The organism is Pectobacterium versatile (assembly GCF_020166435.1).
Taxonomy (GTDB): domain Bacteria; phylum Pseudomonadota; class Gammaproteobacteria; order Enterobacterales; family Enterobacteriaceae; genus Pectobacterium; species Pectobacterium versatile.
The window spans coordinates 315,311-330,649 of sequence record NZ_JAINZP010000003.1; the positions used below are offsets into that span (position 1 = coordinate 315,311).

A 15,339-nucleotide genomic window follows, 5' to 3' on the forward strand; every position below is an offset into this window, starting at 1 on the left:
CATCAATAAGCATTAATAAACAAAGGGATAATTAACCCTCTTTTTCTTAATGAAAATGATAATAAAAATCATTACCTAAATATGAAGACGGCTGAGATGACAGAACCCGTAAAAAAATATTTAAATTTTTTTCTCCGGTGCGTTGCGGCCTTGTGAACGTAAAGGGAATTTATGCGTGATTACCACTCCTGAGCAGCATGGCAGGAGTGGGTAAGGCAGAAGAGAAAGGATCAGTACAGAAGGGTGACGCCGGGGAGCGAAACCGTTTTGGCACCCAGTTCGGTTGCGATGGTTTGCAATGCGGCATCCAGCTCGTTCAGCGAAAAAATGCCGCTGACCTGACGCTGACGCAGTGCTGATGTGGGGATGACGATCGTCCCCGCGCGGTACTGATTGATACGCGCGATCACAATAGCCAGAGGCTGTTGATCAAAAATGAGCAGGCCGCGTCGCCAGTCGCCGCGCTCGCGGCTATTCCAGCCGGGGAGGCGAGTCATCCCTTGTTCGGTATAGCGTGCCGCCTGTTGCTCATCAAGTCGTAGCGCTTGCCCGTTTGCCGTTACCTGAACGCTGTGCTCCACCACGCCGACGGTCGTGGTCTGTGATGAATTTTGCACGATGAACTGCGTGCCTAGTGCCTGTGTGGTGCCCGATGCCGCATCGACCAGAAAAGGCCGTTTTTCCTGTGTCGTCGTCGGTGCGACGGTGAACCAGGCCGAGCCTTGCAGCAGCGTGACGCGCCGTTCTTGTGGCGTATAGGCGAGCGAAATGGCGCTGCCTGCATCCATATCAACCTCACTGCCATCCGGCAGCGTAACGTGTTTGACCTGATGTGCCGCATGATAATCCGAGCGCAGCATGAGGATGCCTTCGGAAATCCACGTCGTGCCGAGACTGAAACCCAGCAGCAATAAGGCCGCGATTTTCCACTGCGTCATACGGTTAACGCGTCTGACAGGCAATGTGGCTGGCGGTTGTGGTTGCAGCTCCTGCCGTTGCTCGGCGCTGAGCGACCCAAGCCCATGCCAGAGCATCCCTGCCTGTTCCAGCGCGTGGTGATGGCGCGGATCCTGTGCCAGCCAATGTTGGAATGTCAGTTCCTGTTCATCGTCCAGCGGCGCTTCGGCCAAACGGATGGCCCAGCGCGCTGCCTGCTGTTGGATTTCAGGAGGATAATCGTTCATGTTGTAGGCCTGGAATATGTAGGGTCTCTAAATACGTAGACGTTTGACGGCAATAAACCCGTAAATAATTTGTGATTATTTCACGATGGGCGACGCGTTTCACGAGGAGCGGATCGTCATCATCGCGTTCAGCGTCATGGCAAGATGCTTCTCAACGGTGCTGAGGGAAATCTCCAACTGCTGAGCAATTTGCGCCTGCGTCATGTGTTCAAACCGGTGCAGATGAAATATCAGCTGTGTGCGCTCCGGCAGCGTCGCCAGTACCTTTGCCAGACGCTCCAGCTCCTGTTGCGCGATGGCCGTTTGATCGAGTTGGGGGGCGGCATCCGGCAGGTATTCCAGTGTCGCCTCCACGTCGTCAACGGACGCCGCCATCTGCCAGCGCTGCTGGTGACGGACATGATCAAGCAGCAAATTATTTGCTGTCTTATAGAGATACGCCTTCTTGTCGTCTACATTATCTTGCTGTTCCAGCCGTTGTGCCAACCGTAAAAAACTCTCTTGCACCAGATCTGCCGCTGCCTGAGGGTCGCGCAGTTTATGATTGAGATAGCGTTCCAACCGTTCTGCATAGTGGTTGAACAGCATCCTGAGTTCAGACTCTGACATGCCAACGTCCCGTCAGGTGACCTTCCCGCCGACTCTGCGGCAACAGAACCGCTTCCCTTGTCACGGCGCTATCCATAGCAATGCACTGTCCGTTGACGGGGTAAGGCCCTGAATAATAAATATGTGTAATTGATAATTATTATCACATATGACGAACCGGAAAGCAGAGTTAAATCTTCTTCAGATTGGCGGATTCTCGCCATCGACTACACTTATCTTTGCTGGCTTATTATTTAATCAGGAGATACAGAGATGACCACGAAGGACTCAACGCAGGATCCTAAAGAGGTGACGGTCAGCGAAGGGCTGGCAAAGGTGCATGAGGCATCAGAGCAGTTGACGGAAGAAGAGATTGAAGCGCTGGCTGAGGAAGCCAGACAGGCCGCCACGCAGACGCAGAAAGAATCAGGCAACGCGCCCTAGTGTAATGCCACGGTTGCAGAATGGAGCGACAGCTAAGTACAACGTGGCAGGTTTTTTGCACAGACATTTTGCAGATAGTGATGAAAAACAAGATGGTTTTCTCTCTGTAAGGAAAATGTATGCACGATAAATTACTGATAGAAGGCAAGCTGGTCGCGGGGAAAGGCGAGGCGTTAGCGGTATTTAATCCTGCCACAGGAGAGCAAATTGCCGCCATTGCGCAGGCCGATCTGCACCAGGTTGATGCAGCCGTTCTGGCTGCAGAGTCCGCTTTTGCACACTGGGGCCAGACCACACCGAAAACGCGCGCGACGCTGTTGCTACAAATTGCCGATGCCATCGAGGAAAATGCTGAGGCGTTTGCCGAGCTTGAATCGCTGAACTGCGGTAAGCCCTACCATGCGGCGCTGAATGATGAAGTGCCTGCGGTCGCCGATGTGTTTCGCTTTTTTGCCGGTGCGGCACGCTGCCTGAGCGGTTCGGCGGCGGGAGAGTATCTTGAAGGACACACCTCGATGATCCGGCGCGATCCGGTTGGCGTGGTGGCGTCCATCGCACCGTGGAATTACCCGTTGATGATGGCGTCGTGGAAGCTGGCACCCGCGCTGGCGGCGGGAAACTGCGTGGTGCTGAAACCGGCGGAACAAACCCCGCTGACCACGTTCTATCTGGCGCATCTGCTGGCGGAGATCCTGCCGGCGGGCGTGGTGAATATCGTGTTCGGGCGCGGGGCGGATATCGGCGATGCGCTGACGGGGCATGAGAAAGTCAATATGGTATCGCTGACTGGTTCGATTGCGACCGGGGCGCATATTCTGTCGCATACCGCCGCGAGCGTAAAACGAACCCATATGGAGCTGGGCGGCAAAGCGCCAGTGATTGTCTTCGATGATGCTGATATCGATCAGGTGGTTGATGGAATCCGCAGTTTCGGTTTTTACAATGCGGGGCAGGACTGTACCGCGGCCTGTCGGCTGTATGTGCAGCGAGGGATCTACGATGAGGTCGTAGAAGCATTAGGAAAAGCGGTAGCGACGCTGAAAATAGGCGATCCACATGATGAAACGACCGAGCTGGGGCCATTGATTACCGAGCCACAGTTGGAACGCGTGATTGGCTTTGTCGAACGTGCCAAAGCGCTGCCGCACATTACGGTGGTGACTGGTGGCGAACGGGTGAAAGGGCAGGGATTTTACTTCCAGCCTACGGTGCTGGCGGGGGCAAAGCAGGAAGACGAAATCGTTCAGAAAGAGGTGTTTGGCCCGGTGATATCCATCACACCGTTTGACGATGAAGCACAGGTGATTGGCTGGGCGAATGCCTCACATTACGGGCTGGCCTCGTCGGTTTGGACGCGCGATATCGGGCGGGCGCACCGTCTAGCCGCGTGCCTTCAGTACGGTTGTACCTGGGTGAATACCCACTTCATGCTGGTGAGTGAAATGCCGCACGGTGGGCAGAAGCTCTCTGGCTACGGCAAGGATATGTCGATGTACGGTCTGGAGGACTACACCATCGTGCGCCATATCATGATCCGGCACTGATGATCTTCTGTCTGCCGCAGGGTTCTGTTTATCCTGAACGACAAGCGGGTAATGACATAGCACGTTTATCCAGCCCCGGCGTGCCCCAAAAAAGGGCGCGCTGGACAAAAGTAGGGCATCACAAGATGCTTTGATTTTCTTCATACTGGCATTCGCCATTCTTGTTGGTTATTAATTCCGTTCATTCTTATTTAGTTCAAATCATCTGCTGAATTTTTGGATTAGATCGCGTTTTTGTATTTTATTCTGATTTGGGGCGGGCGACTGGCGTGTTATGTGCATTAATTAAAGTGGCATCGCGTGATGTCCGTTTTCAAGGAGCGCATTTTGTCCAGATCAAACGCCCACCTTAACCCGCTAGAGTGTACTCAGCAGGCACTGCATTGGATTCATAGTGACACGCTATCCCACGATGACATGGCGGCACTGAATCGAGAAGTTTTGAGTTGTTTTCGCGAATACGTCAACCCGGGTTTTCTGGAGTACCGAAAATCTGTCACTACCGGCGGCGACTACGGCGCAGTCGAATGGCGCGCCAGCGGCCCGAATACGCTGATTGATACCCAAGGGAATGAATATCTGGACTGCCTCGGCGGTTACGGCATTTTTAACGTTGGGCATCGTAACCCTAACGTCATTGCTGCCGTTGAGCGCCAGCTCGCCAGACAACCGCTGCACAGTCAGGAACTGCTCGATCCGCTGCGGGGGCTGTTAGCGAAAACGCTGGCGGCGCTGACGCCGGGCGATCTGAAATACAGCTTCTTCTGCAATAGTGGAACGGAATCGGTTGAGGCTGCGTTAAAGCTGGCAAAGGCTTACCAGTCACCACGCGGTAAATATACCTTTATCGCCGCGACAGGCGCATTCCACGGGAAATCGCTGGGCGCGCTTTCCGCCACCGCCAAACCCGCGTTTCGTCGTCCTTTTATGCCGCTGTTACCCGGCTTTCATCATGTTGCTTTTGGCGACATCAACGCCATGCGCAAGCAGGTTCAGCAATGCCAGAAGACCGGCGATGACGTTGCTGCCATCATCCTTGAACCTATTCAGGGGGAAGGCGGTGTGATTGTGCCTCCGGAAAATTACTTGCCTGCGGTCAGAGCATTATGCGATGAGGTTGGGGCATTGCTGATTCTGGATGAGGTACAAACTGGCATGGGGCGCACGGGCAAGATGTTCGCCTGTGAGCATTATGGCGTGCAGCCCGACATTCTGTGTCTGGCGAAGGCGCTGGGCGGCGGCGTGATGCCGATTGGCGCAACGGTGGCAACGGAAGAAGTTTTCTCCGTGCTGTTTGAAAATCCATTCCTGCATACCACCACGTTTGGCGGCAATCCGCTGGCCTGCGCGGCGGCGCTGGCGACGGTTAATGAGTTGCTGACGAAGAATCTGCCGGAACAGGCGACGATACAGGGGGAATTTTTGTTGCAGGGCTTACAGCAGCTGGCAGCCGAATATCCTCAATTGATTATCGAAGCACGAGGAATGGGGCTGTTGCAGGCTATCGAGTTCAGGAAAAACGAGATCGGGTATGCCTTCGCGAAAGAGCTGTTTCAACGTAATGTTCTGGTTGCGGGCACTTTGAATAATGCTAAATCGGTCAGGATTGAGCCACCGCTTACCATCACGCGCGAGCAATGTGCCCGAGTGCTGAAAGAAGCGAAGGAAGTGCTCAAGAAACTCAATGACACAATGCCTGACGAAAATAAAATGAAGGAATATGCGGTAGAGTGAAAAACGAGACGGAAACACGCAGCACCCGATTATGTTCACTCCGAAAGCCAGTCAGCCCTTATTGACTGGCTTTTTTTATCTTCCTGCGAGACGCGGGGACCTGCCATTATGCTTTAAATCTAATTAATTCAGTCACGTTACACTATATTGAGTGTCACAAAGCGTAATGATATGGACGGTATTGTTACTTAATATTAACTATTAGTGTTCTAACTTATAAGTCTGATTTAATTAATGAAACTCAGATTTTTCCCATTATTATTTTTTGATAGAAAAAAACGATCGAACAAAGAAAATTGAACGGTTTAATGATCGTTATTTCCGATCGATATTCCATTTGTGATAGTGTATGGTTATAGAATGTAGCTTGCTTCGATCTGACGTTGTTTTTTATTTATACAGACTCTCAATAATTAAGCGTAACACTAACTCGAATTCGGTAGGTGAGGGCTAAAGCTTTTAGCTTTCTTTGAGCAATAGCTTGCTTTTTATTATGCAATAAATAATGTGAATTTCAGCGAGGAATAAAAAAGGAGAGTTAAATTACTTTATCAAGTAAACCGTTTCAGTAAGCAAATATCACAAAGATACATGCAGTGTGAGATATAACAATATATGGCCAAATGGATTTCTTATGCCAGTATTCTGTTACATGCATCAGAAAATAAGAGATTTAGAGAAGCCAGGGAGCCCGGTGCGATAGCGGTTCGCTTTACCGTCTGTACTGTTTTTTCGTTAAACAGACAGCGGCTGACTATGTCATCAATCGTGGTTGGGTAACGATTTTTAAAATGTAATATTCTGGTGCTAACATGATTTTTTTTAAAAACATAAAAATTGGCAGTCGGCTTTTTTTGGGGTTTGGCTTATTAATTTTATTGACACTGACTTTGTCATCCATCAGCTATTATTTCATGAAAAATATTGGCGCTGAATTTGATGAGGTGACTGAAGATAGAATGGTTAAGGTCGACATGCTGCGCGATATTCAGGACGTGTTGAACACCAATGTTCGCACGCTGCGTGATATTATTCTCCTCCCCGCAGACAGAACGCAAGAAAAACAGGAACTAAAGGCGACCATAGTAAAAACGACTGATACGGCAAGTGATATATATAAAAAGCTTGATGGTATGGTCAATTCGGAACATGCGCGGGAGTTATTTAATCAGCTTATCGATATCAGAAAACAGTATAGCCTGAGCATTAATAAAGCGATTGGCTATGCGATGGAAGATGAAGATGCGCTGGCAACAGAATTGGTATTTGGTGATATAGCAAACATTCAGGCCGTTTATTTTGCCAAATTAAGTGAATTTACCGAACTACAGGTATCGTTTGTTGATCATGCCAAACAGGTGACGAGAACGTATATTACTAATGCGCTGTTGTGGATGCTGGTGCTCTCCATTTTCTCAACTGCTTTAGGGTGCCTTACTGCCTGGTCATTAACCCGTAGCGTCACCATACCGTTATCCACGGCACTTTCCTCTGCGAAACGTATTAGTGCAGGCGACCTGAGTGGTTCAATTGATGTGAATAGCCGTGATGAAACGGGCCTGCTGTTGGAAGAAATGAAAGAGATGCAGGCTGCGCTGACGCGGATGGTTATTGGCGTCAGAAATAATGCGGAGAGTGTCGCGACGGCCAGCATGCAGATTGCTCAGGGTAACGCTGATTTGTCATCACGAACCGAAGAACAGGCGAGCGCACTCGAAGAAACTTCTTCAACCATGACGCAATTAGGGATGACGGTAAAAAACAATGCCGACAATGCCCGTCAGGCTAATGTGCTGGCGCAAAATGCGAGTACCGTTGCCCTTCAGGGAGGGAATGTTGTCAATGACGTGGTGGACACGATGAAGTCCATTAATGAAAGTTCGCGCAGTATTGCGGACATTATCAATGTCATCGACAGCATTGCGTTCCAGACGAATATTTTGGCGCTTAACGCCGCCGTTGAGGCTGCCCGAGCTGGCGAACAAGGGCGAGGATTCGCTGTTGTGGCGGGGGAAGTGCGTAATCTGGCACAGCGTAGCGCAGAAGCCGCTAAAGAGATCAAAAAACTGATTACTGCGAGCGTTGAACGTGTCGAGCTTGGTTCGGTATTAGTGAATAAAGCGGGGGAAACGATGCAGCAGGTGGTGATGTCCATCCGCCAGTTGAGCGATACCGTATTAGAGATTAGCTCCGCAAGTGCTGAACAATCGACAGGGGTTGAGCAGGTCGGTATCGCTGTCAGCCAAATGGATCAGACAACACAACAAAATGCCGCGTTAGTGGAAGAATCCGCTGCGGCAGCACAAAGCCTCAAGGAGCAAGCGGATCAGCTTGTCAGAGAAGTCTCGGTGTTCAGGATTGCGGGATATGAACGATCGGCGCCAAAGCAGCCAGTAACGGAGACGCTGTCGCTTGTTGCTATGCTTCCAGTCTCTTCCAAAGCACATGCCCCTAGTGCGTCTGACTGGACCCGTTTCTGATAATGAAAATAGTATGGCCGCCAGCACGTCAGGGATAGAGTGAAAATAGGGAATCATAAAGCAGATAGTGTTATTGAAAGTTTTATTTGCCAGTCAGTTTTTGCTGACTGGCTTTTTGCATTCTGGAGGCTGTTTACATTCAGGAAGCATGACTTGCGAATGCGCGGTTATCGGTGTTTACGGGCGATCAGCACATTCAGCGGTGCCATGGGGAATGCCTGATGACGATGAGTTTCGACAGAGGTAAAGCCCGCAGCCAGTAACCACTGCGTCAGTTGGCCTTCCCGCGTGACGTGGCGTCCACTCATTTGCATCGGCAGATAAAACGGCAGAACCGGTGCGGCATCCTCCGGTGCTTCAGCGATCTCCGCCTGTGCCAGAATCAGCGTGCCCTCCGATGTTAGCGCGTCGTGGAGTGTGCTCAGCATGGCGGGAATGTCTTCGACAAAATGCAGGAAAGAAGAGCTCCAAATCAGATCGTATTTTTCGCTGGGAAACGAACCGCTTTGCGCTGACAGACGAGCGGATAACCCGGTACTGTCGATATTGCGTTGGGCCACGGCGGCGGTCTGCGGTAGGTCATACACCGTGCCGGAGATCTGAGGGTGACGCAGCGCCAGCGTAATCGCCACCCAGCCGGGGCCACCGCCCAGATCGAGAACGTGCCTGATTTGCGGAAAATCCGGCAGGCTGGAGATCAACTGCTCAGCACGGTCGGCCGTCACTGCCCGCTGCTCTTGTGCGATCTGCTGTTCTGCTGCGTTGGCCCACGCTGCATCACGCGGTAACTCGCTCAACTGCGTTTGCAGCGGCTGAGGCATACCGTCGCCGAGTCCCTGACCAAACTGACGCAGGCTGGTCAGGCGAAAACGCCAGGCGTCGCCCAGAAAACGTGTACTGCTGCGACAGAGCACGGCGGCACAGGCCGGAGCGGTGCGATAACCGTCGTGATGACGCGTCAATAGCTGCATGCTCCACAGGATCTCAAGCAGAAACCCGGTTTTCTCCGGCTGCCAGCCCAGCGCTTCTGCCAGCTGTTCCGGTGTGGTGACCTCTTCCAGCCGGTCGAAAATCTGCTGTTCCAGCGCCAGATGTAAGGCGTCAGCCTTCACGCTGCTGGCGGCAAGCTGCCATAACGTCTCTAATGGATTCATAAACGGTCTTTCTCATTGATGGTCAGTCGATAGGGAATATGCTATCTATAAATGAGAATCGTTATTATGTTCATTGTTATGCAAGACGGCGTTTTTCATATGCGAAACGGCGGGGGGAAGATGGCGCAAAGGCAGCCGCAGGGGCGAGAGGGATTATCATCAGGCGATCGATGTCGTGTGGGTGAGGTGAATCGTTCTGATTCGCGTCGAACACTGCCGGGCGTTATCGGTGAATGTTGGTCGGATTTCAGCCGTATTGATGCAGATCTGTCGCTGGCTCGTTCGCAATATCGCCCGCGCCGCGACTTGGTGGAAGAAACACAGAACCCGCATTCGCAGCCGATGCTGGTCATGACGTTTGCGCTGGCAGGGGAGTCTGCTTATTACGATTGTGGCGGCTCATCGATCTGGTTTCGTCAACAGCATGTCACTATCACAACGTTTGGCACCAGCGTGGGCGAACGCCATTATCAGGCTCAACAGCAGGTCGATCAGCTACGGCTGCTGGTGGGAAAAACGGCAGTGACTCGCTATTTTGGCGCGAACTGTGCGGAGCAGCTATTCAGTGACGTTGGGGTAGAACAGCGTGCGTTTACGCCCCTATCTGCGGCAAGTCAGGTTCATGTCAATGCGCTGTGCGCTGACGCCGATCCGTTAAATCGCCATATCCATGTCTTAAGCCTGCTGGCGCAGTATCGGCACGTCCTGCAACCGGAAGAGAAACGAAGCGGTATTCATCCACAGGAACGGCAGCAAATAGATCAAGTATGCTGCTGGATGCGTGAACATCTGGCTGAACCGCTGACGCTGGCCTGCATTGCGGCACAGGCAGGAATGAGCGAATCCAGACTCAAGCTTGGGTTTCATCGCTGCTTTGCGACCACGCCGGGTCAGATGCTATTGCAGATGCGGATGGAACGGGCGCATCAGCTACTGGAACAGGGATTTCAGGTGGCGCAGACTGCCTGGCAAGTTGGCTATCGACATCCCGCTAATTTCAGTCTGGCATTTACGCGCTATTTTAACCGTAACCCGAAAATGATTGCTTCACGTAAGTAAAAATACCCCACTGATATTAATGTGATGATGTTGTCATAACTATTTACCGTTATTTTCCTTTTATTATATTCCCGTGCGTTATTTCGGCATGCGGTGTTTGAATCCGAGCTTTTGTCCAAATTCTTCTATACTTCATCCAGCAGTATCAACGTGTAATGAATATTACGGCCAATAAACTGTTCATTTTTCAGCGCACAGTCGGGTGGTTCCCTGTGCATGAAAGAGAGCATTTTATTTTTAATAAAGGGTCGCTTTTTAAGCAAAGGAAAAAAGGATGAGATTAAAAAAGAAAAAAATCGAACCGATGAAAATTCAGGACATTACCATTATTGATAATGCCAGACTCAAAAAAGCCATTACCGCCGCCGCATTGGGTAATGCGATGGAGTGGTTTGATTTTGGCGTATATGGCTTTGTGGCATATGCACTCGGACAGGTCTTTTTCCCCGGCGCCGATCCTGGCGTACAAATGATTGCCGCGCTGGCGACGTTCTCGGTTCCCTTTTTGGTTCGGCCACTTGGCGGGATATTCTTTGGTGCGATGGGGGATAAATTTGGTCGCCAGAAAGTCTTGTCGATCACCATTATTATCATGTCGGTGAGTACATTCTGTATCGGCTTGATTCCGTCCTATGAATCGATTGGTATTTGGGCACCGATATTACTGCTGTTGGCGAAACTGGCGCAGGGATTCTCCGTCGGGGGAGAATATACCGGTGCGGCGATTTTCGTTGCTGAATATTCCCCGGACAGACGACGCGGCTTTTTAGGGAGTTGGCTGGATTTCGGCTCTATTGCCGGGTTCGTAATGGGGGCAGGTGTCGTGGTGCTCATTTCTTCCATCGTGGGAGAAGAAAGCTTTCTGGACTGGGGATGGCGTATCCCGTTCTTTATTGCCGCACCGCTCGGATTAATCGGGATTTATTTGCGCCATGCGCTGGAAGAAACGCCGACGTTCCAACAGCACGTTGACAAGATTGATAAAGAATCAAAAGACAGCATCCAATCCCCGCCGAAGATCTCCCTGCGTGAAATTGTGACCAAACAATGGAAAGGTTTGTTGATCTGTATCGGGATGGTGATTACCACCAATGTCACCTATTACATGCTGCTGACCTATATGCCGAGCTATCTTTCACACAGCCTGAATTACTCGGAAGATCATGGGGTGATGATTATTATTGCCGTCATGATCGGGATGCTGTTTGTGCAGCCAGTGATGGGACTAATGAGCGACCGCTACGGGCGTAAACCATTTATTATTTGCGGCAGTATTGGGCTGCTGTTGCTGTCGGTGCCCAGCTTTGTCTTGATTAACAGCGATGTGATTGGGCTGATCTTCTGCGGATTGTTGATGCTGGCCGTGCTGCTGAATTCCTTCACGGGGGTGATGGCTTCAACGCTTCCTGCGCTGTTCCCCACGCATATTCGTTATAGCGCGCTGGCGACGTCATTTAACGTTTCCGTGCTGGTTGCGGGCTTTACGCCAACGGCGGCGGCGTGGCTGGTGGAGTCTACCGGTAATTTATATATGCCGGCGTATTACCTGATGGTGATTGGACTGATCGGCCTGATTACGGGGATGTCGATGCGGGAAACCGCTAACCAGCCGCTGAAAGGCGCAACGCCAGCGGCATCGGATCGGACGGAAGCCAAAGAGCTGTTGCAGGAACAGTACGACAATATCGAGCAGAAAATAGAAGAAATTGATGAGCAAATTGCCGAACTGGAGAAGAAAAGAAAACGGCTGACCGAGCAGCATCCTGAGATTAATTAGCCTCAATTTTACTGTCTTAAGCAAGCGCCACAGATGTGGCGCTTTTGCTATGCCCCTTCCTGCCCAATTCTGGTATCTTTAATTGTTATGTTATAACATAACTATAAATCACAATAACATCACGGAGAGAAAGATGCAGAAAACGACAATCGCAGCGACTCTGGCGCTGTTGATGGGGGCGGGGAGTGCGAGCGTTCAGGCGCACGATCATGAGGTATTGCGCGGGCGGTTAATCTTTTCCGATCACCAGAAACCGACGCTCAGCGTGCTGGATCTGGATACCTTCAAGGTTACGCATACCTTTGACGTGGGCCGGGCGAATGCGGCGTTGGTGCCTACAGAGGATGGGCGATTCACAATCGTCAACCTTTATGATGATGCAGGCACTATCGCTTTTCTTGATACCGGCCTGACCTATGAATCGCACGATGACCATCTGGATGTGCATAAAGGTGAACCGCGACTTCTACCGCTGCGGGTAACGGGAGACAAACCCTCACATATTACCTCGGAGAATGGCTGGGTGGCCTGGTCGTACGATGGCTTACGTCCGTGGGACGGCCCCAGCAAGCCAGAATCGGTCATGATCCGCTTGTCGGATCTGGATAGCGCGAATCCTGTTGTTGAGAAGCGCAAAAGTCCGGCACCGCAGCACGGCATCACCGCACCGTTGGGGAATAATCAGTGGCTGATTTCCGTGCCGAAAGCAGCCTATGCCAAAGGGGATGATAAAACGGTGACATCGCGTCCTAACGGTTTTGTTGTTTATCAGCAAGACAAGGACTGGAAAGCGATAGCGGACTTTAATCAGGAGCAGGATCTCCAGCGTTCTTGTAAAGAGTTTCATGGGCACAGCGCGCTAAATCACGTCCACGTTTTTGGCTGTAACGCGAAATTATCGGATGGCGATGCGAAAAGCGACGGCGGTGTTTTGGTCGTAAAACAGCAGAGCGGGAAATGGGTATCGCATAAGCTTGCGTACCCTGACGATCGCCGTACCAGCACGCTGAAATCCGGCCTGCAAGGCACTTATGTGGTTGGTAATTACGGTGGGCTGGGTGGGCAACCGTTTAATGCTCTCATTCGCATCGATCCTCAGGCGAAAAAGCTCACGGCACAGGATACGTTTGCTATCCCAGACGCTCAGGCCGTGTGCAAATTTGAAGTCTCTGCTGATGGCAAGCGGGTCGCCAACCTGACGCCGGATGGCAAGCTGCGGTTGTATGACGTAGCACCGAACTGGAAACAAATCGCCAGCTTTGATGCGGTTGAGCCGTTTGACTGCGCTTACGGTGCGAAAACGCCAACACCATCGCTCGCCATTGTCGGCGGCAGCGTGTACGTCAGCGATCCAGTGAATCAGCGAATTCGTGAGTTTTACCTGAACAGCGCGAAGCAGGGGTTGGATATTAAAATTGATGGCGCACCCACCGAGTTGGCGGGTAAGCGCTAAAAGCCCAATCAGGGTTGAAGTGATATGCGGGCAGGGATGCCCGCATTTTCGATGCCAAAGGTGCGATGCTTAGCGACCCACGAGCCGCAGCTGAGTACAAAATGGGCAACCACAGCCATTAACAGAGGTCGCATCGCACTGACCGGGGTGAATGGTTTCCAGTCCCATTGGCGTAAAGCCAGAGAAAGTGCGCTTGGCCTCATCGATATTACGTAACCCAGCATCATCGGACTGGGCTATCTTCGCCTGAAAAGCGGAAGCTTGTGCTGCCACCAGGGAAAGAAACAGAACTGACAGACCTTTTTTCATTGGGCACATCCGCTATGGAATTTGGTCTGTTATAACATAACGTATTTAGTCGCGCCAGAGCAGCCGACCGCCTGAATAGGGTCGGCTGTCTGAACAACGCCGTTCGATTAACGGAACGGTGGCTCGTTAAAGGTGCGCAGCTTACGTGAGTGCAGCTTGTCGCTTTCCGCCCGCAGCAGATCGATGGCACAGATGCCAATCTGCAAATGCTCTGAAATCGCCCCTTCATAGAAACGGTTCGCCTGTCCCGGCAGCTTGATTTCACCGTGCAACGGCTTGTCCGAGACGCACAGCAGCGTGCCGTAAGGTACGCGGAAGCGATACCCCTGTGCGGCAATCGTCGCACTTTCCATATCTACCGCCACGGCGCGACTGAGGTTAAACCGCAGGGCAGAGGCCGCATAGCGTAGCTCCCAGTTGCGATCATCGGTGGTCACAACCGTGCCAGTACGCAGGCGCTGTTTAACTTCTTCCCCCGGCATCCCGCTGACCATCTTGGTCGCGTCGTACAGCGCGCGCTGCACCTCGGCGATGCTGGGAATCGGGATATCCGGCGGCAGCACGGCGTCCAGTACGTGGTCGTCACGCAGGTAAGCGTGCGCCAGCACGTAATCGCCAATGGACTGGCTTTCGCGCAGGCCGCCGCAGTGGCCGATCATCAGCCAGGCATGCGGACGCATCACCGCGAGGTGATCGCAGATGGTTTTAGCGTTGGATGGCCCGACGCCGATGTTGACCATCGTAATCCCTTTACCCTGACGAGGAATCAGATGATAGGCGGGCATCTGGTGGTTCTTCCAGGCCAGATCGGACACCGTCTGTTCGGGATTAGGCGTGTCGGCGGTGATATAAATCCCCCCCGCGCAGGACAGCGCCTCATACGGGCTATCGGGATCGGCAATTTGCGCACAGGCCCAGCGCACAAACTCATCGACATAGCGGGTGTAGTTGGTGAAGAGAATGAACGGCTGAATATGTTCTACCGGCGTGCCGGTATAGTGGCGAAGTCGCGCCAGCGAGAAATCGGTACGCAGCGCGTCGAAGTGCGACAGCGGCGATGTCGTGGTGGCGTGAAACAGCCCATCTGCCGTCTCGTCCCCAATCTGCGACAGTTCTGTCGTAGGGAAATGCTTGGCGATGCCTGCGCTCATGGAACGATCAAGAATCAGGTCGGAACCGTCGAGCACGTAGGGGAACGGGATTTCCTGCTGCGACGGGCTGACCTCGATGGTGACGTCATAATCCCCTTCCAGCAGCGCCAACTGTTCCGCCAGATAAGCACGCAAAAATGCCGGACGGGTAACGGTAGTGGAGTAGCTGCCGGGATGAGTAAAACGCCCATAGGCGCGATGGCGGGGATGACCGGTCGAATTGCCACTCCAACTGACGCGTAAGGCTGGGTAGGCAAATAGTCCTGCTGCACGCGCGGTGGCATCGGGCAGTGTGCCATCATTGATGAAGTCACTGATGGCGTCGCGCAGCGCTGAGACGGCGTCATCATACAGCGCTTCCAGTTTATCCAGAGTCTGAGTGACGGTAAGACTGACGTGGGATCCGCTGTTATGCATATTCTCTCCTTTAATCACGCTCTGCACATATTCAATTCTGTACTT

The 15,339-nt window shown here is 52.1% G+C and carries 12 protein-coding genes; 7 read left to right on the forward strand and 5 right to left on the reverse strand.

Features of this window, described 5'->3' with window-relative positions:
* Positions 1–230: 230 nt before the first annotated feature.
* Together K7X24_RS06230 and K7X24_RS06235 are read right to left on the reverse strand one after the other, a co-directional pair.
* Positions 231–1,184, reverse strand: a complete 954-nt coding sequence (locus K7X24_RS06230; protein WP_224553710.1) for a FecR family protein — start codon at positions 1,182–1,184, stop codon at positions 231–233.
* Between the two features lie 99 nt (positions 1,185–1,283).
* Positions 1,284–1,793 carry an RNA polymerase sigma factor gene (locus K7X24_RS06235; RefSeq protein ID WP_224553712.1) on the reverse strand — a complete coding sequence of 170 codons (510 nt, stop codon included), beginning with the start codon at positions 1,791–1,793 and terminating at the stop codon, positions 1,284–1,286.
* Positions 1,794–2,045: 252 nt separating this feature from the next.
* Here K7X24_RS06235 and K7X24_RS06240 point away from each other — a divergent pair, with 252 nt between their 5' ends.
* From K7X24_RS06240 to K7X24_RS06255, 4 genes are all read left to right on the forward strand, one after another.
* Entirely contained in the window at positions 2,046–2,216 is a 171-nt protein-coding gene (locus K7X24_RS06240; RefSeq protein ID WP_162847959.1) for a hypothetical protein, read from the forward strand.
* Positions 2,217–2,335: 119 nt separating this feature from the next.
* Entirely contained in the window at positions 2,336–3,760 is a 1,425-nt protein-coding gene (patD, locus tag K7X24_RS06245) for an aminobutyraldehyde dehydrogenase (RefSeq protein WP_127031523.1), read from the forward strand.
* A 327-nt stretch (positions 3,761–4,087) separates the two neighbouring features.
* Positions 4,088–5,494, forward strand: a complete 1,407-nt coding sequence (gene ygjG / locus K7X24_RS06250) for a putrescine aminotransferase (protein ID WP_224553714.1) — start codon at positions 4,088–4,090, stop codon at positions 5,492–5,494.
* 812 nt (positions 5,495–6,306) lie between these two features.
* The gene (locus tag K7X24_RS06255; RefSeq protein WP_224553716.1) at positions 6,307–7,974 is read left to right on the forward strand and encodes a methyl-accepting chemotaxis protein; all 1,668 of its coding nucleotides are present in this window, start codon (positions 6,307–6,309) and stop codon (positions 7,972–7,974) included.
* Positions 7,975–8,141: 167 nt separating this feature from the next.
* On the opposite strand, the gene K7X24_RS06260 is transcribed toward K7X24_RS06255, so the two are convergent.
* Entirely contained in the window at positions 8,142–9,128 is a 987-nt protein-coding gene (locus K7X24_RS06260) for a methyltransferase (protein WP_224553718.1), read from the reverse strand.
* A 66-nt stretch (positions 9,129–9,194) separates the two neighbouring features.
* Between K7X24_RS06260 and K7X24_RS06265 the strand changes: the two genes are divergently transcribed.
* The 3 genes from K7X24_RS06265 (at position 9,195) to K7X24_RS06275 (ending at position 13,417) form a co-directional block, all read left to right on the forward strand.
* Positions 9,195–10,187 (forward strand): helix-turn-helix domain-containing protein, encoded by a 993-nt coding sequence (locus tag K7X24_RS06265; protein WP_411961337.1) that lies wholly within the window; start codon positions 9,195–9,197, stop codon positions 10,185–10,187.
* A 274-nt stretch (positions 10,188–10,461) separates the two neighbouring features.
* Complete coding sequence (gene proP / locus K7X24_RS06270) at positions 10,462–11,964, forward strand: glycine betaine/L-proline transporter ProP (RefSeq protein WP_224553722.1); 1,503 nt, start codon at positions 10,462–10,464, stop codon at positions 11,962–11,964.
* Between the two features lie 133 nt (positions 11,965–12,097).
* The gene (locus K7X24_RS06275) at positions 12,098–13,417 is read left to right on the forward strand and encodes a hypothetical protein (protein WP_224553724.1); all 1,320 of its coding nucleotides are present in this window, start codon (positions 12,098–12,100) and stop codon (positions 13,415–13,417) included.
* Positions 13,418–13,486: 69 nt separating this feature from the next.
* Here K7X24_RS06275 and K7X24_RS06280 read toward each other — a convergent pair whose 3' ends face one another.
* Both K7X24_RS06280 and K7X24_RS06285 read right to left on the reverse strand, forming a co-directional pair.
* The gene (locus tag K7X24_RS06280) at positions 13,487–13,726 is read right to left on the reverse strand and encodes a hypothetical protein (protein WP_010302100.1); all 240 of its coding nucleotides are present in this window, start codon (positions 13,724–13,726) and stop codon (positions 13,487–13,489) included.
* Between the two features lie 107 nt (positions 13,727–13,833).
* The gene (locus tag K7X24_RS06285) at positions 13,834–15,294 is read right to left on the reverse strand and encodes an AMP nucleosidase (RefSeq protein ID WP_224553726.1); all 1,461 of its coding nucleotides are present in this window, start codon (positions 15,292–15,294) and stop codon (positions 13,834–13,836) included.
* Positions 15,295–15,339: the final 45 nt, after the last annotated feature.